General features: G+C 71.3%; 19 protein-coding genes and 1 tRNA gene. 12 read left to right on the plus strand and 8 right to left on the minus strand.

Annotated elements, in window-relative coordinates:
- Positions 1-140 precede the first annotated feature (140 nt).
- Positions 141-1,832 carry a phenylacetic acid degradation protein PaaN gene (paaN, locus tag H305_RS0104375; RefSeq protein ID WP_028799344.1) on the plus strand — a complete coding sequence of 564 codons (1,692 nt, stop codon included), beginning with the start codon at positions 141-143 and terminating at the stop codon, positions 1,830-1,832.
- 7 nt (positions 1,833-1,839) lie between these two features.
- On the opposite strand, the gene H305_RS44430 is transcribed toward paaN, so the two are convergent.
- Genes H305_RS44430 through H305_RS0104390 form a run of 3 tightly spaced genes read right to left on the minus strand, consistent with a single transcriptional unit; the run spans position 1,840 to position 4,924 of the window.
- A complete protein-coding gene (locus H305_RS44430; protein ID WP_234020612.1) occupies positions 1,840-2,718 on the minus strand; it encodes a TrmH family RNA methyltransferase in 879 nt (292 codons plus the stop codon).
- On the minus strand, positions 2,715-3,935 hold the full coding sequence (locus H305_RS0104385; RefSeq protein ID WP_028799345.1) for an HTTM domain-containing protein: 1,221 nt from the start codon (positions 3,933-3,935) through the stop codon (positions 2,715-2,717). The genes H305_RS44430 and H305_RS0104385 overlap by 4 nt, the downstream gene beginning before the upstream one ends.
- A complete protein-coding gene (locus tag H305_RS0104390; RefSeq protein WP_028799346.1) occupies positions 3,932-4,924 on the minus strand; it encodes a DUF5819 family protein in 993 nt (330 codons plus the stop codon). Before H305_RS0104390 ends, H305_RS0104385 begins: the two co-directional genes overlap by 4 nt.
- A 282-nt stretch (positions 4,925-5,206) precedes the next feature.
- Here H305_RS0104390 and paaA point away from each other — a divergent pair, with 282 nt between their 5' ends.
- The 6 genes from paaA (at position 5,207) to H305_RS0104420 (ending at position 10,183) form a co-directional block, all read left to right on the plus strand.
- Positions 5,207-6,298, plus strand: coding sequence for a 1,2-phenylacetyl-CoA epoxidase subunit PaaA (paaA, locus tag H305_RS44435; RefSeq protein WP_234020613.1), 1,092 nt, complete (start codon positions 5,207-5,209; stop codon positions 6,296-6,298).
- A complete protein-coding gene (paaB, locus tag H305_RS0104400; RefSeq protein WP_028799347.1) occupies positions 6,295-6,582 on the plus strand; it encodes a 1,2-phenylacetyl-CoA epoxidase subunit PaaB in 288 nt (95 codons plus the stop codon). The genes paaA and paaB overlap by 4 nt, the downstream gene beginning before the upstream one ends.
- Positions 6,579-7,307, plus strand: a complete 729-nt coding sequence (gene paaC / locus H305_RS0104405; RefSeq protein ID WP_028799348.1) for a 1,2-phenylacetyl-CoA epoxidase subunit PaaC — start codon at positions 6,579-6,581, stop codon at positions 7,305-7,307. Before paaB ends, paaC begins: the two co-directional genes overlap by 4 nt.
- Positions 7,301-7,843: a 1,2-phenylacetyl-CoA epoxidase subunit PaaD gene (gene paaD, locus H305_RS0104410; protein ID WP_028799349.1), complete on the plus strand. Its 543-nt coding sequence runs from the start codon at positions 7,301-7,303 to the stop codon at positions 7,841-7,843. Before paaC ends, paaD begins: the two co-directional genes overlap by 7 nt.
- On the plus strand, positions 7,843-8,913 hold the full coding sequence (locus H305_RS0104415) for a 2Fe-2S iron-sulfur cluster-binding protein (RefSeq protein WP_028799350.1): 1,071 nt from the start codon (positions 7,843-7,845) through the stop codon (positions 8,911-8,913). The genes paaD and H305_RS0104415 overlap by 1 nt, the downstream gene beginning before the upstream one ends.
- A 136-nt stretch (positions 8,914-9,049) precedes the next feature.
- Positions 9,050-10,183, plus strand: a complete 1,134-nt coding sequence (locus tag H305_RS0104420; RefSeq protein ID WP_028799351.1) for an acyl-CoA dehydrogenase family protein — start codon at positions 9,050-9,052, stop codon at positions 10,181-10,183.
- Positions 10,184-10,435: 252 nt separating this feature from the next.
- On the opposite strand, the gene H305_RS0104425 is transcribed toward H305_RS0104420, so the two are convergent.
- From H305_RS0104425 to H305_RS0104440, 4 genes are all read right to left on the minus strand, one after another.
- The gene (locus tag H305_RS0104425; protein WP_078628866.1) at positions 10,436-10,783 is read right to left on the minus strand and encodes a rhodanese-like domain-containing protein; all 348 of its coding nucleotides are present in this window, start codon (positions 10,781-10,783) and stop codon (positions 10,436-10,438) included.
- An 86-nt stretch (positions 10,784-10,869) separates the two neighbouring features.
- Positions 10,870-11,880, minus strand: a complete 1,011-nt coding sequence (locus tag H305_RS0104430; RefSeq protein ID WP_420708019.1) for a J domain-containing protein — start codon at positions 11,878-11,880, stop codon at positions 10,870-10,872.
- 190 nt (positions 11,881-12,070) lie between these two features.
- Positions 12,071-13,546, minus strand: coding sequence for a DUF2252 domain-containing protein (locus H305_RS0104435; RefSeq protein ID WP_078628867.1), 1,476 nt, complete (start codon positions 13,544-13,546; stop codon positions 12,071-12,073).
- 140 nt (positions 13,547-13,686) lie between these two features.
- Positions 13,687-14,058: a winged helix-turn-helix transcriptional regulator gene (locus tag H305_RS0104440; RefSeq protein ID WP_028799355.1), complete on the minus strand. Its 372-nt coding sequence runs from the start codon at positions 14,056-14,058 to the stop codon at positions 13,687-13,689.
- A gap of 177 nt (positions 14,059-14,235) precedes the next feature.
- On the opposite strand from H305_RS0104440, the gene H305_RS0104445 reads away from it, so the two are divergent.
- The gene (locus H305_RS0104445) at positions 14,236-14,889 is read left to right on the plus strand and encodes an FMN-dependent NADH-azoreductase (protein ID WP_028799356.1); all 654 of its coding nucleotides are present in this window, start codon (positions 14,236-14,238) and stop codon (positions 14,887-14,889) included.
- 693 nt (positions 14,890-15,582) lie between these two features.
- On the opposite strand, the gene H305_RS0104450 is transcribed toward H305_RS0104445, so the two are convergent.
- Positions 15,583-15,669 (minus strand) — tRNA-Leu (locus H305_RS0104450).
- Positions 15,670-16,083: 414 nt separating this feature from the next.
- On the opposite strand from H305_RS0104450, the gene H305_RS55675 reads away from it, so the two are divergent.
- From H305_RS55675 to H305_RS0104470, 4 genes are all read left to right on the plus strand, one after another.
- Entirely contained in the window at positions 16,084-16,218 is a 135-nt protein-coding gene (locus H305_RS55675) for a hypothetical protein (protein ID WP_257004862.1), read from the plus strand.
- On the plus strand, positions 16,206-17,042 hold the full coding sequence (locus H305_RS0104460) for an FhaA domain-containing protein (RefSeq protein ID WP_028799357.1): 837 nt from the start codon (positions 16,206-16,208) through the stop codon (positions 17,040-17,042). The genes H305_RS55675 and H305_RS0104460 overlap by 13 nt, the downstream gene beginning before the upstream one ends.
- Positions 17,043-17,052: 10 nt before the next feature.
- Complete coding sequence (locus H305_RS0104465; RefSeq protein WP_028799358.1) at positions 17,053-17,574, plus strand: FHA domain-containing protein FhaB/FipA; 522 nt, start codon at positions 17,053-17,055, stop codon at positions 17,572-17,574.
- A gap of 120 nt (positions 17,575-17,694) precedes the next feature.
- Complete coding sequence (locus H305_RS0104470) at positions 17,695-19,236, plus strand: Stp1/IreP family PP2C-type Ser/Thr phosphatase (protein WP_199791335.1); 1,542 nt, start codon at positions 17,695-17,697, stop codon at positions 19,234-19,236.

Raw genomic sequence — 19,236 nt, forward strand, 5'->3', positions numbered from 1 at the left:
TCCTCCCGCACGGGGTTTTCCACAGATGCGGCGGACCCCCTTGTCCCGACCGATCGTTCGGTTACTCTAACTCTGTCCGTCCATTCCTGCCCAGCTCGTGGGCTCAAAGAAGAGCTCTTGAGACGAGGAGTTGGTCCTTGATGGCCGCCGAACTCACCGCGCACCAGCTGATCGCCCAGCACCGGCCCACCCTCGACCAGACGCTGGAAGCGATCCGCACACGCGCGTACTGGTCCCCCCACCCCGAGCACCCCAAGGCGTACGGAGAGCACGGCAGCCTGGGCATGGCCGAGGGCAAGGAAGCCTTCGACGCCTTGCTCGGCACCCGCCTCGACCTCGGCCAGCCCGGCACGGACGACTGGGTGGGCGACGAGACCTCGCCGTACGGGATCGCCCTGGGCGTCACCTACCCGCACGCGGACATCGACGTCCTGCTGCCCGCCATGCGGGCCGGACAGCGTGCCTGGCGCGACGCCGGCGCGGAGATCCGCGCCGTGGTCTGTCTGGAGATCCTCAAGCGGATCAGCGACCGGACGCACGAGTTCGCGCACGCTGTCATGCACACCAGCGGCCAGGCCTTCATGATGGCGTTCCAGGCGGGCGGCCCGCACGCCCAGGACCGTGGCCTGGAGGCCGTGGCGTACGCCTATGTGGAGCAGGTCCGCACCCCTGACACCGCGGAATGGACCAAGCCCCAGGGCAAGCGCGACCCGCTCGCGCTCACCAAGCAGTTCACGGCGGTGCCGCGCGGCATCGCGCTGATGGTCGGCTGCAATACCTTCCCGACGTGGAACGGCTATCCGGGCCTGTTCGCCTCCCTCGCCACGGGCAACGCGGTACTGGTCAAGCCCCACCCGCGCGCGGTGCTGCCGCTCGCGCTCACCGTCCAGGTCGCGCGCGAGGTGCTCGCCGAGGCGGGCTTCGACCCGAACCTGGTGGCGCTGGCCGCCGAGCGTCCCGGTGAGGGCATCGCCAAGACCCTGGCCGTGCGGCCCGAGATCCGCATCATCGACTACACCGGCTCGACGGCCTTCGGTGACTGGCTGGAGAGCAACGCCCGCCAGGCGCAGGTCTACACGGAGAAGGCCGGCGTCAACACGGTCCTCGTGGAGTCGACCGACGACTACAAGGGGATGCTGTCCAACCTGGCCTTCTCCCTGTCCCTGTACAGCGGCCAGATGTGCACGACCCCGCAGAACCTGCTGATCCCCCGCGACGGCATCCGCACGGACGAGGGCCCCAAGTCCTACGACGAGGTGGTCTCCGACCTCGCGAAGTCGGTCGGCGGCCTGCTCGGCGACGACGCCCGGGCGAACGCACTGCTGGGCGCCATTGTGAACCCGGACGTGAAGGCGCGCCTCGAGGCCGCCGCCGGTCTCGGCGAAGTCGCCCTGCCCTCCAGGGAGATCAGCAACCCCGAATTCCCGGACGCGGTCGTGCGCACCCCCGTCATCGTGAAGCTCGACGGGGCCAAGCCGGACGACGAAGCCGCCTACATGAACGAGTGCTTCGGACCCGTCTCCTTCGCCGTGGCGATGGACTCGGCCACGGACGCCGTGGAGCTGCTGCGGCGGACGATCAGGGACAAGGGAGCGATGACCGTCGGCGCGTACACCACCGACGAGGAGGTCGAGCAGGCCGTGCAGGAGGCCTGCCTGGAGGAGTGCGCCCAGCTCTCCCTGAACCTGACCGGCGGGGTCTACGTCAACCAGACGGCGGCCTTCTCCGACTTCCACGGCTCCGGCGGCAACCCCGCGGCGAACGCGGCACTGTGCGACGGCGCGTTCGTGGCCAACCGCTTCCGGGTGGTCGAGGTGCGCCGGGAGGCGTAACAGCGGCTCAGGCCGGTACGCCCCCGGTCGCGCTCCAGTGGAACAGCGTCATGGCCACACTGGTCGCGAGGTTGTAGCTGGAGACCTGGGGGCGCATCGGCAGGGCCACCAAGTGGTCAGCGCGGGAGCGCAGTTCGGCCGACAGCCCGGTGCGCTCCGAGCCGAAGGCGAGCACCGCGTCGTCGGGAAGCTTCAGACCGCGGATGTCCTCGCCCTCGGGATCAAGGGCGAACACCGGCCCCGGTGGGAGTTCGTCGACCGTCAGCCGCTCCACGGCGGTCGCGAAATGCAGTCCCGCCCCGCCGCGCACGACCGTGGGGTGCCAGGGGTCGAGCGTGCCCGTCGTGACCACTCCGGTCGCGCCGAAGCCCGCGGCCAGCCGGATCACCGCGCCCGCGTTGCCCAGGTTGCGGGGGTTGTCGAGGACCACCACAGGCGTGCTGCGCGGCGTGCGGGCCAGGATCTCCAGGTTGGCGGCACGGGAGGGCCGTACGGCCAGCGCGGCGACGGAGGTGGGATGCGGGCGGGGCACGAGCGCCTTCAGCGTCGTCTCCGGGACCTCGGCCAGGAGCGCTTCGAGAGCGTCACGCACGTCGGGAGCGAGTTCGCCGGCCAGTTCCAGAGCCGCCCGCCGGTCGGTGGTGACGGCCACCGGGACGTCGGCCCGGAAGCGCACCGCGTGCTTGAGGGCGTGGAATCCGTCGAGCAGCACGGAGCCGTCGGCTAGCCGGTGCCAGGTGCGTACGGCATCCGGTCGACCCTCGTCGCCCGGTCCGTCCGCAGCGGACGGGCCGACGCCGGACTCTGGCCGGGCGAAGGCCCCCGTCCGGTCGACGGCGTCCGCCCCGGCTGTGGTTTCCGGCGCGTCCGCGTCCCTCTCGTTCATGCCGTGAAGCCTACGTGCGTGTGCTCGTTCTGCTCGCCGGAGCGGGGCTCGGGCACCCGGGGCCCCGGCAGCGCGGGACGGTAGCCCGGGGCCAGCGCGGCACGCCCGCGTGCCGCCCATCCGCCGAGGCGCCGCAGGAAGGAGGTCGGCAGGAACACCGCGTCCGCCGCGATCATCGCGAGCGAGAAGAACGGCAGTCCGAGGACCACGGCGATCACGGCGTGCTCGGTCATCATCGCTGCCAGCAGGACGTTCTTGACGCGCCGGTTGAACAGTGTGAAGGGGAACGCGACCTGCACGATGACCGTCCCGTACGTCACGAGCATCACCATCGTGCCGTGGGAGGCCATCAGGTGCGACAGGGCGGGCCAGGGCGAGAAGTAGTCCAGGTTCAGCGGGTAGTAGACCGCCGTGCCGTCCTGCCAGCGTGAGCCCTGGATCTTGTACCAGCCGGCGGTCGCGTAGATGAGGCACGCCTCGGCCATGACGACGACCAGGGCCGCGTTGTGCACGAGGTTGGCCACGACGTCCAGCAGGATGCGCGGCTCGGCGGTACGCGCCCGGCTGCCGACGACCCACCACAGGGCCTGCACCGCCAGCAGTCCCCAGAAGATCACCAGCCAGCCCGTGCTCAGCCGGCCCGCGAGCGAGGCCGCGGCCAGCGCCAGGCACATCACCCCCCACAGGGCGATCCCGACCCGGTCGAGAGCGGGAGGCCGTCCCGGCGCGCGGGTCTCCCGCGCGCGCCGTGCCTGCCACGCGTCCAGTGACCACACCTGGCCGCAGCGCGTGAGCACCAGGTAGATCGCCATCAGGTGGATGACGTTGTCCCCGCCGTCCCCCATGAAGACGCTGCGGTTCTGGAGGGACAGCACCCCGATCATGAAGAGCACGGACGTCGTGCGCGTCCGCCAGCCCACGAGCAGCAGGGCGCTGGAGAGGACGGCGAGGGCGTAGACGGTCTCGAACCATCCCTGGCCGTCCGACCACAGCAGTGCCGAGAAAGCGCCGTTGCCCGAGACGGACTGCTGGGCGAAGTCCCAGCTCCACGGCGATTCGGGCCCGTACAGCTCCTGGCGGTGCGGGTATTCGCGCAGCAGGAACAGCAGCCAGGTGGCGGAGAAGCCGATACGGATCACGGCGCTCTGGTACGGGCCGAGCGCGGACTCGGTGACCCGGCTGATGCCCCGCGAGACCGTCGTGGCGAACCGGTTCATCGGGCGCTCGCCTCCGTCAGCCCGCCCTCGCGGTCGCTGTCGGGGACGATCCACCAGGGCAACTCGCGGACGACGGGCTTGTCGGGCACCTTCTCCTCGCTCCACTCGGGGGCCGGCACGTTGGTGGAGCTGGAACGCATCTGGACGCGTTCGACGACGGCACCGGCGCCGCCCGCGTGCTCGCGGGCGAGGCGCATGACGGCGATCCGGCGCAGATAGCGCTCGGAGAGGTCGCCGCGCAGGCCCACGGGGCGGTTCTTGCTGTCGTGCGTGCCGACGTAGTAGTCCCACGCCCGGCGCAGTTCGTTCTGCTGGGTGTGGCTCGGCAGCAGATTGCCCTCGATGGCCTCGCCGTCGAGGGCGGACAGGTCGTACCAGCCGGTCTCGCGGCTGGTGCCGTCCGGGGTGCGGACCAGGGCACGGACCTGGACCGAGATGTTCTGCTGCAACGGGTTGGGAGCGAAGAGCTTCCAGTTCTGCTCGAACTCCGGGTAGATCCAGTCGTCGATCGCGCGGCCGTGCTGCTTGGTCATCGTGTTCGACGGCGCGACGTGCAGGAAGACCATGCCGAGGTGCACAAAGGTGACCACGGCGACCACGGCGAGCGCGAAGGCGGCGGCGACCTGGGAGCGGAGAGGGAGGGCGGCTATGCCCGCGGTCGCGCCGCGGGGCTGACCGGGACCGGGACCGCCCGGAGCCAGGGGGCCGCCAGGACCGCCTGGGGCCGGGTCACCGGGGCCGCCTGGAGCACTGGGGGCATTGAGCTCACCGGGACCGAGATCGCCCCGTGCGACGGTGTCGGGCTCCGCGTCACCCCGGACGGCGGTATCAGGCTCCGCGTGGTCGCCCACGGCTCTCTCGGACGCCGGGGCGTCGCCCACGGCCCCGTCGGGCCCGGCCCCGGCACCTGCGGCCCCGTCCCCGGCGGAGTCGCCGGGCGGCCCGTCCGCCCCCGCCCGTGTCTTCGGTCCCTCGTCGTACGCGTCCAATTCCGCCCCGATTCACGATCCCGGACCCGAATCCCGGTGGGCCGCAGGCACCGTGCGCTCACGCCGCTCCCGACCTGTACCACCGCTGCGCACAGCACCGCGAGGTCCGCACCGGAACCGTACTCGGACCGGCAGGTCCGGCACAGCCTCCTGAACCACGGCGGTCACCGTGCGGCCCACGAGGTTTTCCACAGCGGTTGACACCTTACGGCGCTCGACCGACCATTGATTCGAAGCGAACCGAACGATCGGTCGGTCGGGAGAGAGGTCGAGGGGGACCGCATGGCGACAGCAGCAGCGCACCACACGGCCCGCGCGCAGGCGGAGGGACGGGACGAAGCCGCGCAGGCGGCGTACGAAGCCGTTTTCGACGCCGCGGTGGCGGCGGACGAGCGCATCGAGCCGCGTGACTGGATGCCCGACGCCTACCGCTCCACCCTGGTCCGGCAGATCGCGCAGCACGCGCACTCCGAGATCATCGGCATGCAGCCCGAGGCCAACTGGATCACACGCGCGCCCTCTCTGCGCCGCAAGGCGATCCTGATGGCCAAGGTCCAGGACGAGGCCGGGCACGGCCTGTACCTGTACAGCGCGGCCGAGACTCTCGGCACCGGCCGCGACGAGCTCCTCGACAAGCTCCACACCGGCCGCCAGAAGTACTCGTCGATCTTCAACTACCCGACGCTGACCTGGGCGGACGTCGGCGCCATCGGCTGGCTGGTGGACGGGGCCGCGATCACCAACCAGGTCCCCCTGTGCCGCTGCTCGTACGGACCGTATGCGCGCGCGATGGTCCGCATCTGCAAGGAGGAGTCCTTCCACCAGCGCCAGGGGTACGAGCTGCTGCTGGCCCTCAGCCGCGGCACCCCCGAGCAGCACGAGATGGCGCAGGACGCGGTGAACCGCTGGTGGTGGCCCTCCCTGATGATGTTCGGCCCGCCCGACGACGAGTCCTCGCACTCCGCGCAGTCGATGGCCTGGAAGATCAAGCGCCATTCGAACGACGAGCTGCGTCAGCGCTTCGTGGACATCTGCGTGCCCCAGGCAGAGTCGCTGGGCCTGACCCTCCCCGACCCGGACCTCGTGTGGAACGAGGAGCGGGGACACCACGACTTCGGCGCGATCGACTGGACGGAGTTCTGGGAGGTCCTCAAGGGCAACGGCCCGTGCAACGAACAGCGCATCACCCAGCGCCGACGCGCACACGACCAGGGCGCCTGGGTACGGGAGGCCGCCGCGGCGTACGCGGGGAAGCAGGCCACCCGGGCGGAGCCGCCCGCCGGACACACCGACCAGCAGAGCAACGGCACGGGCAGCCCCCAGGGCGACGAGCCCGCGGGCACGGCCGACGAGCACGGGAAGGCACGAGCATGACGACCAACGACTGGCCCCTGTGGGAGGTCTTCGTGCGCTCCCGCCGCGGCCTCTCCCACACGCACGCCGGCAGCCTGCACGCGCCGGACGCGGAGCTGGCCCTGCGCAACGCACGCGACCTGTACACCCGCCGCGGCGAGGGCGTCTCGATCTGGGTCGTCCCCTCTTCCGCCATCACGGCTTCCTCGCCCGACGAGAAGGACCCGTTCTTCGAGCCCGCCGCGGACAAGCCGTACCGGCACCCGACGTTCTACGAGATCCCGGAAGGGGTGAAGCACCTGTGACCGCCTCCACGTCCGAGACGGCGACCGCCGCGGTCCTCGCCCTGGGCGACGACGCCCTGGTGCTCTCGCACCGGCTGGGGGAGTGGGCCGGCCACGCGCCCGTCCTCGAAGAGGAAGTCGCCCTCGCCAACATCGCGCTCGACCTGCTGGGCCAGGCACGGGTTCTGCTGTCCATGGCCGGTGACGAGGACGAGCTGGCGTATCTGCGCGAGGAGCGCGCCTTCCGCAACCTCCAGCTCGTCGAACAGCCGAACGGCGACTTCGCGCACACGATCGCCCGCCAGCTGTACTTCTCCACCTACCAACGGCTCCTGTACACCCAGCTGGCCGAGGGCCCCGGTCCCTTCGCGCCGCTCGCCGCGAAGGCCGTGAAGGAAGTCGAATACCACCAGGACCACGCCGAGCAGTGGACCCTGCGGCTCGGCGACGGCACGGACCTCAGCCATGAGCGCATGCTGCGTGCGACCGAGGCGCTGTGGCGGTTCACCGGCGAGATGTTCCAGCCGGTCGAGGGCGTGGACGTCGACTGGGAAGGGATGCGGGCCGCCTGGCTGGAGTCCGTGGGCGACGTCCTGCGCCGCGCGACCCTCGCGCTCCCCGAGGGGCCGGCGTCCGGAGCGTGGACGGCCGGTGCCGGACGACAGGGCCTGCACACCGAGTCCTTCGGGCGGATGCTCGCCGAGATGCAGCATCTGCACCGCAGTCACCCGGGGGCGACATGGTGACGACCACCGCTCTCGAAGAAGAGCTCCGCCGGCTGGCCGGGTCCGTGCCCGACCCCGAACTGCCCGTGCTCACCCTGGAGGAGCTCGGCGTGCTGCGCGCCGTACGGGTGCATGACGCGGACTCGGTCGAGGTGGACCTGACCCCGACGTACACCGGCTGCCCGGCCATCGAGGCGATGTCCGTGGACATCGAGCGGGTGCTTCACGAGCACGGCATACGGGAGGTCGCCGTCCGTACGGTGCTCAGCCCCGCATGGTCGACCGACGACATCTCCGACGAAGGCCGCCGTAAACTGCGGGAGTTCGGGATAGCGCCACCGCGCGGCGGCCGTCCCACGGGCCCCGTGACGGTCCAGTTGGGTCCGACCCGGACGACCCCGTCCGGCACGCGCCCGCAGCAGACCGAGCCCGTCCACTGCCCGCTCTGCGGATCGGCGGACACCGAGCTGCTCAGCCGCTTCTCCTCCACCGCGTGCAAGGCGCTGCGGCGCTGCCTGTCCTGCCGCGAGCCGTTCGACCACTTCAAGGAGCTGTGATGGCCCGCTTCCACGCGCTCCCGGTGGCCGCGGTCGACCGGCTCACCGACGATTCGGTGGCCCTGACCCTCGCCGTGCCGCCCGCCCTGCGCGAGGAGTACCGGCACGCAGCCGGCCAGCACCTCGCCCTGCGCTGCACGATCGACGGCGAGGAGATTCGCCGTACGTACTCGATCTGCTCACCGGCGCCCGCACCCGGCGACGAGGGCCCGCACACCCTGCGGGTCGGAGTGCGGCTGGTCGACGGCGGAGCCTTCTCGACGCACGCGCACAAGGAGATCGCCGTCGGCGACGACGTCGAGGTGATGACTCCGGCGGGCCGTTTCACCCTGGAGCCGGCCACCGGGCTGTACGCGGCGGTGGTGGGCGGCAGCGGGATCACCCCGGTGCTGTCGATCGTCTCCACGCTGCTGGCCAGGGAGCCGGAGGCGAGGTTCTGCCTCGTCCGCAGCGACCGGACGACCGCCTCGACGATGTTCCTGGAGGAGGTCGCCGACCTCAAGGACCGTTATCCGCAGCGGTTCCAGCTGGTGACGGTGCTCTCCCGGGAGGAGCAGCAGGCCGGACTGCCGACCGGACGGCTCGACCAGGAACGGCTCACCGGACTGCTCCCGGCCCTGCTGCCGGTGGACCGGGTGGCCGGCTGGTTCCTGTGCGGGCCGATGGGGCTCGTGCAGGGAGCGGAGCGCGCGCTGCGCGGGCTCGGGGTGTCACGGACCAGGATCCACGAGGAGATCTTCCACGTGGACGCCGGTGCCGCCGCCGCGGTCCCCTCCACGCGCCCCGCGCCGGCACACAGCACGGTGACCGCGCGGCTCGACGGACGCGGTGGGACCTGGCCCGTCCAGGAGGGCGAGTCGCTGCTGGACGCGGTGCTCCGCAACAGGCCGGACGCGCCGTACGCCTGCAAGGGTGGCGTGTGCGGCACCTGCCGGGCCTTCCTGGTCTCGGGCGAGGTCCGGATGGACCGCAATTTCGCGCTGGAACCGGAGGAGACCGAAGCCGGGTATGTGCTGGCCTGCCAGTCCCATCCGGCCACGGAGAAGGTGGAGTTGGACTTCGACCGGTAGGCCTGCCGGCACCGGCCGTTCCCTTCTTGTAGAACCTGTTCTATCTTGACGCTCCGTCAGATCGGAGGCTCCGGAGGCCTTTTGCCCCCGCTTCGGGCCTCCGGTCGGTTGGCCGGCGCGTGGGAGGACAGGACCCGTGGACTTCACCTTCACCGAGGAGCAGCAGGCGGCGGTCGAGGCGGCGCAGGCGGTGTTCGCCGGGGTCGCGCCGGACGGGGTGCCCAGCCCGGCGCTCACCCCCGGCGCCGTCGCCGAGGACTTCGACCGCGGCCTGTGGGCGAAGCTCGCCGACGCGGATCTGCTGAGTCTGCTGCTCGACACGGAGTACGGCGGAGCGGGGCTCGACGTGGTGGCCCTGTGCCTGGTGCTGCGCGAGTCGGCGCGGGTCCTCGCGCGCGTACCGCTGCTGGAGAGCAGCGCGGCGGCGGTGACCGTGCAGGCGTACGGCGGCGAGGAGTTGAAGGCCGAGTTGCTGGAGCGCGCGGGGCGGGGCGAGCTCGTCCTGACCGTCGCCGCGAGTGGCCGCACGGGTCACGACCCGGCCGAACGCGCCGTGATGGCACGGCGGGACGGTGACACGTGGGTGCTGGACGGCTCCCAGACGGCGGTGCCCTGGGCGTACGACGCCGACCTCGTCGTCGTACCCGCGCACACGGAGGCCGACCGGACCGTCCTCGCGTTCGTTCCCCGCGACCACGCAGGCGCCGTGCTCGCCGAGCAGATCTCCACCACCGGCGAGCGACTCGGACAGCTGCGCCTGGAGTCGGCGCGGATCGCCGACCGGCATGTGATCGACGCTGAGGGCGCCTGGGATGCCCTGCATGAGCTGCTGGCCACCGGCACGTGCGCACTGGCGCTCGGGCTCGGGGAGGCCGTGCTCGGGATGACCAGTGAATACACCGGCAAGCGGGAGCAGTTCGGATTCCCCGTCGCCACCTTCCAGGCGGTCGCCGTGCAGGCCGCCGACCGCTACATCGACCTGCGTGCCATGGAGGTGACTCTGTGGCAGGCCGCGTGGCGGATCGGGACCGGCGCGGGGGGCGCGCTCCCGGCGTCCGGGGACGTGGCCGTCGCCAAGATCTGGGCCTCGGAAGGCGTACGACGGGTGGTGCAGACGGCACAGCATCTGCACGGGGGCTTCGGCGCCGACACCGACTGTCCGCTGCACCGGTACCACGCCTGGGCCAAACAGCTGGAGCTCTCGCTCGGCCCGGCCGCGGCGCACGAGGAGGCCCTGGGGGACCTGCTCGCGGCGCATCCACTGGGCTGAGTCCGAGCACATGCCGCGCCGGGCGTCACGGCCGGCCTCGCGGGACGGCTTTCCCGCATGCCTGACGGAACTTCCGTATGCCCGGTGGCGTCCCGAGGACGAGGACCGGGCAGCTCCCCCGACCATCTCCGGCAGCTCTCCCGACAACCCGGCCGCGGCGCGAAGCCCGGTCGCCGGCCGATGGACGTCGTGCGCCGGACACCGGCTGACGGGCACCGAGCACCGGCCGATGGGCGCCGGGCGATGGAATCGCTAGACGACGACGCCGGGCTGGCCCTTGGCATCGACGACGGGCCGGCCGGCCGCTTCCCAGGCCTGCATGCCGCCGTCGACGTTCACGGCGTCGATGCCCTGCTGGACCAGGTACATGGTGACCTGGGCGGAGCGGCCGCCGGACCGGCAGATGACGTTGACGCGGCCGTCCTGCGGGGCGGCCTCGGTCAGCTCGCCGTAGCGGGCGACGAACTCGCTCATGGGGATGTGCAGCGCCCCCTCGGCATGCCCGGCGTCCCACTCCTCGTCCTCCCGGACGTCCAGCAGGAAGTTCTCGTCCGTGAGATCCCCGATCCCGACGGTGGGCACAGCAGCTCCGAAACTCATGTCCCCGACGCTACCCGACCACGGCGACAACCCGATCCCCCGGGACTCCCCCGGTGCCTTCCAGGTCCCTCAGGCCCCTCGCGGTCTCACTGAGCCTGGGCTATCAGCGCCGCCAGCTCCGCCTCGCGCTCGCCGACCTGGGCCAGCAGCTGTTCGGCGATCTCCTCCAGGAGACGGTCCGGGTCGTCCGGTGCCAGCTTCAGCATCGCGCCGATGGCGCTCTCCTCCAGCTCCTGGGCGACGAAGGCGAGCATCTCCTTGCGCTGGGCGAGCCATTCGAGACGGGCGTAGAGCTCCTCGCTCCGGGTCGGCTTCCACTCCTCGGGCACGGGCCCCGCGGCCCACTCCGCGGAGAGCTCCCGCAGCAGCGCCTCGTCGCCCCGGCCGTAGGCGGCGTTCACCCGGGCGATGAACTCGTCGCGCCGCTTGCGCTCGTCCTCGTCCTGCGCCAGGTCGGGGTGCGCCTTGCGGGCCAGTTCGCGGTAGAGCTTGCGAGCCTCCTCGCTGGGGCGCACACGCTGCGGAGGCCGTACGGGCTGGTCCGTGAGCATGGCCACGGCCTCGGGGAACAGCCCCTCCGAGTCCATCCAGCCGTGGAACAGTTCCTCGACCCCGGGCATGGGCATGACCCGAGCCCGCGCTTCGTGCGCCTTGCGCACGTCCTCCGGGTCGCCGGTGCGCGCGGCCCTGGCCTCCGCGATCTCGGCCTCCAGCTCGTCGAGCCGGGAGTACATCGGGCCGAGCTTCTGGTGGTGCAGCCGCGAGAAGTTGTCCACCTCTACGCGGAAGGTCTCCACGGCGATCTCGAACTCGATCAACGCCTGCTCGGCCGCCCGCACGGCCCGCTCCAGCCGCTCTTCGGGCCGTACATCGCCCTCGGGAGCGGACTGCGAGGCGGCCTCACCCTCGGCGGACGCCTCCTGCCCGGAAGCCTCGTCCCCGCCGGCCACTCCCAGCTCGGAAGCCTCGCCCCCAGCGGGTGCCGGCTGCTCGGAGGCCTCGCTCCCAGCGGGCGCACTCTGCACCGAAGCCTCACCACCGGAGGACGCCTCCTGTCCGGAGACCTCACCCCCGGCGGGCTCCCGCTGCTCGGACATCGCGCCCTCCTGGGCACCGGACTGCTCACGAACCCCCTCGTCGGTGGGCTCGGACTGGCTCTGCTCGGCTTCCGGCGTCGTCACCCGACCAGCGTAGGCCACGGTGCTCCGGGGCCCTGGCGAGAGCGCCGTTTCCCCGCTCGCCGCCCGACCCCCGAGGGCAGGGCCGTCGATGTCGGCCACCGAACCGTCAGACACCCAGCTCCGCCGCGATCCGGCCGTCCCGGACCGCCGCGACCAGCTCCGCGTGGTCGGCCTCCGTGCGGTCGGCGTATGCCACGGCGAACGACGCGACTGCCTCGTCCAGCTCCTCGTTCTTCCCGCAGTAGCCGGCGATGAGGCGTGGGTCGGCGCTGTGGGCGTGGGCACGGGCCAGCAGGGCTCCGGTCATGCGGGCGTAGTCGTCGATCTGGTCGGCGGCCAGCGCGGCAGGGTCGACACTGCCCTTGCGGTTGCGGAACTGGCGCACCTGGAAGGGACGGCCGTCGACCGTGGTCCAGCCGAGCAGGATGTCGCTGACGACCTGCATCCGTTTCTGTCCGAGGACGACGCGGCGGCCCTCGTGCGGCACCTCGGGCGTCGCGTGACCGGCGGTCGCCAGGTGCGGGAGCAGCGCCGAGGGGCGGGCCTCCTTCACCTGGAGGACGAGGGGTTCACCGCGGTGGTCGAGCAGCAGGACGACGTAGGACCGGGTGCCCACGCTGCCGGTGCCGACGAGGCGGAAGGCGACGTCGTGCACCGCGTACCGGGCGAGGAGGGGGAGACGGTCCTCGGAGAGCGTCGTCAGGTAGTGCTCCAGGGACGCGACGACCGCCGCAGCCTCCGCGTCGGGTATGCGGCGCAGCACCGGCGGGGCGTCCACGAACCGGCGCCCGCCGCCCTCCACCACTTCCGTCGCCTTGGCCGCGAACCGGCCGCTGGTGTTGGCCCGCGCCTTCTCCGAGACCCGCTCCAGCGTGCCGAGCAGGTCGTGGGCGTCGGTGTGCGAGACGAGTTCCTCGTCGGCGATCGCGTTCCACGCGTCGAGGACCGGCAGTTTGGCCATCAGCCGCATGGTGCGGCGGTACGCGCCCACCGTGTCGTGCGCGGCGGTGCGGCAGGTGTCCTCGTCCGCCCCGGCCTCCCGGCCGGCGAGCACGAGCGAGGTGGCGAGCCGCTTGAGGTCCCACTCCCAGGGGCCGTGGACGGTCTCGTCGAAGTCGTTCAGATCGATGACGAGGCCGCCCCGGGCATCGCCGTACAGGCCGAAGTTGGCCGCGTGGGCGTCTCCGCAGATCTGGGCGTCGATGCCCGTCATGGGGGTGCGCGCGAGGTCGTACGCCATGAGACCCGCCGAGCCGCGCAGGAACGCGAAGGGGGTGGCTGCCATCCTGCCGACCCGTATCGGGGTGAGGCCGGCGATGCGGCCGCGGTTGGACTCCTCGACGGCGGCCACGGCGCCGGGCCGGTCGGCGTCCTCGGTCAGCTCGGCGTGCGCGGCACGCGGCACCCGACTGCGCAGGGCCTTGCCCGCGTCCTTGGGCGAACCCTGCACCGGCCACGCGGCGAACCCCGGCACGGCATACCCGCGCGCCGCGGTCCCGGACTCCGGTCGCCGCCGCCCCTGCGGCCGCTGCCCCTCCGCGTGCTTGTGCTGGTCCGGAACCGCTGTACCGAGCTCGGTCACTGCGACCGCCTCCCCCGTGCACGAACATCAACTCGTGCTGACCGTACAGCCGGTCGGCGAAACACGTCAGACCCTGTGGACAACTCCGCCGCAGGGCCTGTGGACAAGTCCACGGCTCGCCGCCCCCGCAGGGCGGCCCGTCACTTCCTGAGCGCCTCCGGGCACGTCCCCTCTTCGGGGAGATAGCGCTCGGCCCACGCCCCGAGCTCCTTGAGCGCGGGTTCCAGCGCGGCGCCCGCCTCCGTCAGGTGGTACGAGACCCGCAGCGGGGGACCTTCGTCGACCTCACGCACCACCATGCCCGCCGCCCCGAGTTCGGTGAGCCGGTCGGAGAGCATCCGCTCGCTGATGCCCGGGATCGCCCGGCGCAGCTCGGTGAAATGGACCGGCCGTTGCAGCAGGACGGCCACGACCAGGCCCGTCCAGCGCTTTCCGAGCAGATGGAAGACGCGCGCCATGCCGTCGTCGACCTTCTGGCACGGCCCCGCTTCGTGGATTCCCCGTTCCGGCATGGCTCCAGAGTACTGCGTCCCCGTTGGGGGGTGAAAAAAAGTAAGCAGCTGTGTTATCCATAGTTGAGTACGAAAAAGAAGCCACCGAGTTTCTTGCACCGACCCGGCCCCAGCCGTGCGCGGATGCCCCCGCGCACCCCTGGACGCCCCCGGTTCACCCCTTTGTCTGGAGAACCCATGGCCACCCTGTTGCACATCGACTCGTCCGTCTTCACCGGCTCCGCCTCCTCCTCCCGTTCGGTGACGGCCACCTTCCGCAAGAACTGGGAGGAGCAGCACCCGGAGGGCACGGTCGTCTACCGCGACCTCGCCGCCGACCCCGTGCCGCACATCACGGCCGATTCCCACACCGCCGGTTTCGTCGCCCCGGACGCGCACACCCCCGAGCAGGCCGCGGCCTTCGCCGAGCGTCTGAAGCTCATCGAGGAGGTGGAGGCCGCCGACGCGATCCTGATCGGCGCCCCCATGTACAACTTCGCCATCCCCTCGACCCTCAAGGCGTGGGTGGACAACGTGCTCCTCATGGGCCGCACCGCCATGGCCGAGGACTCGAAGCTGAAGGGCAAGCCGGTCACGGTCGTCGCCAGCCGTGGCGGCTCCTACGCGCCGGGCACCCCGCGCGAGGGTTACGAGTACGTGCAGAACTACCTGGAGGCCGTCCTTCGCGACACCCTCGCCCTGGACCTCTCCTTCATCGTCCCGGAGCTGACGATGGCGCCGCAGAACCCGGCGATGTCCGAGCTGATCCCCCTCTTCGAGGCGTCCCGCACCAAGGCCCACGAGGAGGCGAGCAGCAAGGCCAAGGAGCTCGCCTCGCGCCTCGCCGCCTGAGACGGGCCCGCGCGACCGGCCGCGTGAGGCCGCCATCGCCTCGGCGCCCGGGACGGGCCCGTACGGCCGCGGCGTAATGCCGCCACATTCGGCGGCGCGCGGCGGCACGAGCAGCACAAAGGCATGCCGACTCACGCCAAGCCCCGCGGACCACGCGGACCACCCGAGGCGGCACGAGGCGCGGCGTGAGATCCCACCCTGAAGAGCGTTTCGAGCGCACCTAACGACGAGCGCGCCGTGTGATTGTCCTCACCCGAGACGATCAAGCGGCGCGCTCTCGCGTCTCCGGAGTCGCGAAGCTCACGGGCGGCGAAGCTCACGAAGGGCACGGGCTCACGCGAGACAAGCCTCACGAAGGCTCCGAGGCTCACGGGAGACGCAGCCCGGGAAGTGCCGCGGCTCAGGAAAGCGAAGCCCAGGAAGGGCTCCAGGTCAGGGAAAGCCAGGCCCAAGAAGGTCCTCAGGTCAGGGAAAGCCGGGCCCAGGAAGGGCTCGGGCTCAGGGGAAGCGAAGCCCGAGAAGGCCCCGGGGCCAGCGCAGCGGGCAGGCCAGGCGCGAAGCTCACGAAGCGTACGGAAGCCCGAGAGAGCAGGCTCACGAGAGACGAGCCTCACGGAAGTCGAAGCCCGCCGCGCGGAAACACCCCGGACAACGCGAAAGCCCCGCAGGTCCGAGACCTGCGGGGCTTTCAACTGGTGCGCGAGGGGGGAGTTGAACCCCCACGCCCTTTCGGGCACTGGAACCTGAATCCAGCGCGTCTGCCTATTCCGCCACCCGCGCATTGGGTGTGTCGTCCGTCTCTCACCGTGGTGCGAGCGCCTGCCGACATCCAGAACATTAGCACGCTGTCAGGGGTGGATTCACATCCCTTTCCCGCTGCCCCAGGGGGCCGGCGGACCCCGCTCCAGCCCAGGCCACCTTGCCCGTGAGGGCCCCCGCGCCCGCCGCGCGTCTCGAGCGGAACCTGTTCACGTATCAACCTCGTACCGGTCCTGAGCATCTCCCCAGGAGCCGGACGGCCCGCGCAGTCAGGTGCGGGACACTGGTTGTGGGGCGCCTCTACGATCCTGGGCAGGAGTAGTGCCGGGAAGAGTTCGAAGAGGGGTCCCCGCGGGAACCTCGGGAGGGGACTTCGGAAGGCGTCGACAACCCGTCGACCGGGCCGACAGGGGGAACCAGCCGATTTCCCGACGCGTGGATACGATCAGTAAGCAGTACCAGGACGACAGCGACAGGCAGTACCGGGACAGCGTCCGCCGCCAGGACGAAGAAGGCAGCAAGCTGTACCAGGACGGCTACGAAGGAGGAGGTGCCCCATGGGAGTCCTGAAGAAGTTCGAGCAGCGTCTCGAAGGTCTGGTCAACGGCACCTTCGCCAAGGTGTTCAAGTCCGAGGTCCAGCCCGTGGAGATCGCCGGCGCGCTCCAGCGCGAGTGCGACAACAACGCCACGATCTGGAACCGCGACCGGACCGTCGTCCCCAACGACTTCATCGTGGAGCTGAGCACGCCGGACTTCGAGCGGCTCAGCCCCTACTCCGGCCAGCTCGGCGACGAGCTCGCCGGCATGGTGCGCGACTACGCGAAGCAGCAGCGCTACACCTTCATGGGCGCCATCAAGGTCCACCTGGAGAAGGCGGACGACCTCGACACCGGTCTGTACCGGGTGCGAAGCCGTACGCTCGCCTCGTCCACCAGTCAGGCTCCGGAGCGTGCCCCCGCGGGCCCGGCCCCTGCGGCCCCCCGCGGCCAGGGTGGCTACGGCTACCCGCCCGCGGCCGCTCCTCCCATGCCGTCCACGCCGCCGCCCGGCGGCCGACCCGGAGGCGCGCCCATGGGGGCCCGGCCGCCGGCCGGCCCCGGGCCCGGCGCCCGTACACGGCACTGGATCGAGATCAATGGCACCCGCCATCAGATCTCCCGCCCGACGCTGGTGCTGGGTCGCAGCACCGACGCCGACGTGCGGATCGACGACCCCGGCGTCTCGCGCCGGCACTGTGAGATCCGGACCGGAACGCCCTCGACGATCCAGGATCTCGGGTCCACCAACGGCATCGTGGTGGACGGGCAGCACACCACCCGCGCTACGCTCCGCGACGGCTCGCGGATCGTCGTGGGCAGCACCACCATCATTTACCGGCAAGCCGAAGGGTGAAGCGGGGGCAATGTCAGAGCTGACCCTCACGGTCATGCGGCTGGGTTTCCTGGCCGTACTGTGGCTGTTCGTGATCGTGGCCGTGCAGGTCATCCGCAGCGACCTGTTCGGAACGCGCGTCACGCAGCGCGGCTCGCGCCGGGACGCCAACAGGCCGCAGCAGGCCGCGCGCCAGGCCGCGCCTCCGCCCCAGCGCCAGCAGCAGCCACCGAGCAGCGGCGGCCGGCAGCGCCGAGGTGCCCCCACCAAGCTGGTCGTCTCCGAGGGCACCCTCACGGGCACCACGGTGGCGCTCCAGGGGCAGACGATCACGCTGGGCCGCGCGCACGACAGCACGATCGTGCTGGACGACGACTACGCGTCCAGCAGGCATGCCAGGATCTACCCGGACCGGGACGGTCAGTGGATCGTCGAGGACCTCGGCTCCACCAATGGCACGTATCTCGACCGGAGCCGACTGACGACTCCCACGCCCGTACCGCTGGGCGCGCCGATCCGCATCGGCAAGACCGTCATCGAGCTTCGGAAGTAGTACGACAATGAGCGAGCGGAGCGAGCACGCAGCGGCGGTCCACACGACGGACCCCGGCGCGCTCCCGACCGGAGGGTGGGCACCGTGCGGATGTACCCGGAGCCGACGGGCGAGGTGCGCATGAGTCTGTCACTGCGCTTTGCCGCCGGATCGCACAAAGGCATGATCCGTGAGGGCAACGAGGACTCGGGCTACGCCGGTCCGAGGCTGCTCGCGATCGCCGACGGGATGGGCGGCCAGGCCGCCGGCGAGGTCGCCAGTTCCGAGGTGATCTCCACCATCGTCGCGCTCGACGACGACGTGCCCGGCTCCGACATCCTCACCTCGCTCGGCACCGCCGTGCAGCGGGCGAACGACCAGCTCCGGATGATGGTCGAGGAGGACCCCCAGCTCGAAGGCATGGGGACCACGCTCACGGCACTGCTGTGGACCGGCCAGCGCCTGGGTCTCGTGCACGTCGGCGACTCCCGCGCGTACCTGCTGCGGGACGGCGTGCTGACGCAGATCACCCAGGACCACACCTGGGTGCAGCGGCTCGTCGACGAGGGACGCATCACCGAGGAGGAGGCCACCACCCACCCGCAGCGCTCCCTGCTGATGCGCGCGCTGGGCAGTGGCGACCACGTCGAGCCCGACCTCTCGATCCGCGAGGTCCGCGCCGGCGACCGTTACCTGATCTGCTCCGACGGCCTCAGCGGCGTCGTCTCCCATCAGACGATGGAGGACACCCTCGCCAGCTACCAGGGCCCGCAGGAGACCGTGCAGGAGCTCATCCAGCTCGCGCTGCGCGGCGGTGGCCCGGACAACATCACGGTCATCGTGGCCGACGTCCTCGACATCGACTCCGGGGACACCCTGGCCGGGCAGCTGTCCGACACCCCGGTCGTGGTGGGCGCGGTCGCCGAGAACCAGCTCCAGCTGCACGACAACGGCGCCATGCAGACGCCGGCGGGCCGTGCCTCCAATCTCGGCCGTCCGGTGCCCGGGCAGGGCGGGGGCGGCGAGTTCGGCCCGCCCGGCAGCGGCGACACCACCGGGTACGTGCCGACCGACGGCTTCAACGCCTACTCCGACGAGGACTTCGTCAAGCCCCGCACCGGGCGCAAGTGGCTGAAGCGGTCCTTCTACATCACGCTGGCCCTCGCCGTGATCGGCGGCGGCCTGTACGGCGGCTACCGCTGGACGCAGACGCAGTACTACGTCGGCACCAAGGGCGAGCACGTCGCCCTGTACCGGGGCATCAGCCAGGACCTGGCCTGGGTCTCGCTCTCGAAGGTGGAGAAGGACCACCCCGAGATCGAACTCAAGTACCTGCCGCCGTACCAGCAGAAGCAGGTCGAGGCGACCATCGCCGAAGGCGGCCTGGGCGACGCCCGGTCGAAGATCGACGAGCTCGCCGTGCAGGCGTCCGCGTGCAAGAAGGACGCCGAGCGCCGCCGCGCCGAGACCGAGAAGAACGCGAAGACCGGTGAGGGCGAGGCCGGCGGGACCACGGGAACCACAAAGACCTCCCTCACGTCCAAGGCCACGTCCACGCCGACGCCGACACCGTCGAACTCGGCACCGTCGTCCTCCAAGTCCACGACCGCACCCACTCCCACACCCGGCCCCAGCCTCTCCGACGAAGAGCAGAAGCTGGTCTCGCTGTGCGGTAAGCAGTAA

Source organism: Streptomyces sp. 142MFCol3.1 (assembly GCF_000424945.1).
GTDB lineage: Bacteria > Actinomycetota > Actinomycetes > Streptomycetales > Streptomycetaceae > Streptomyces > Streptomyces siamensis.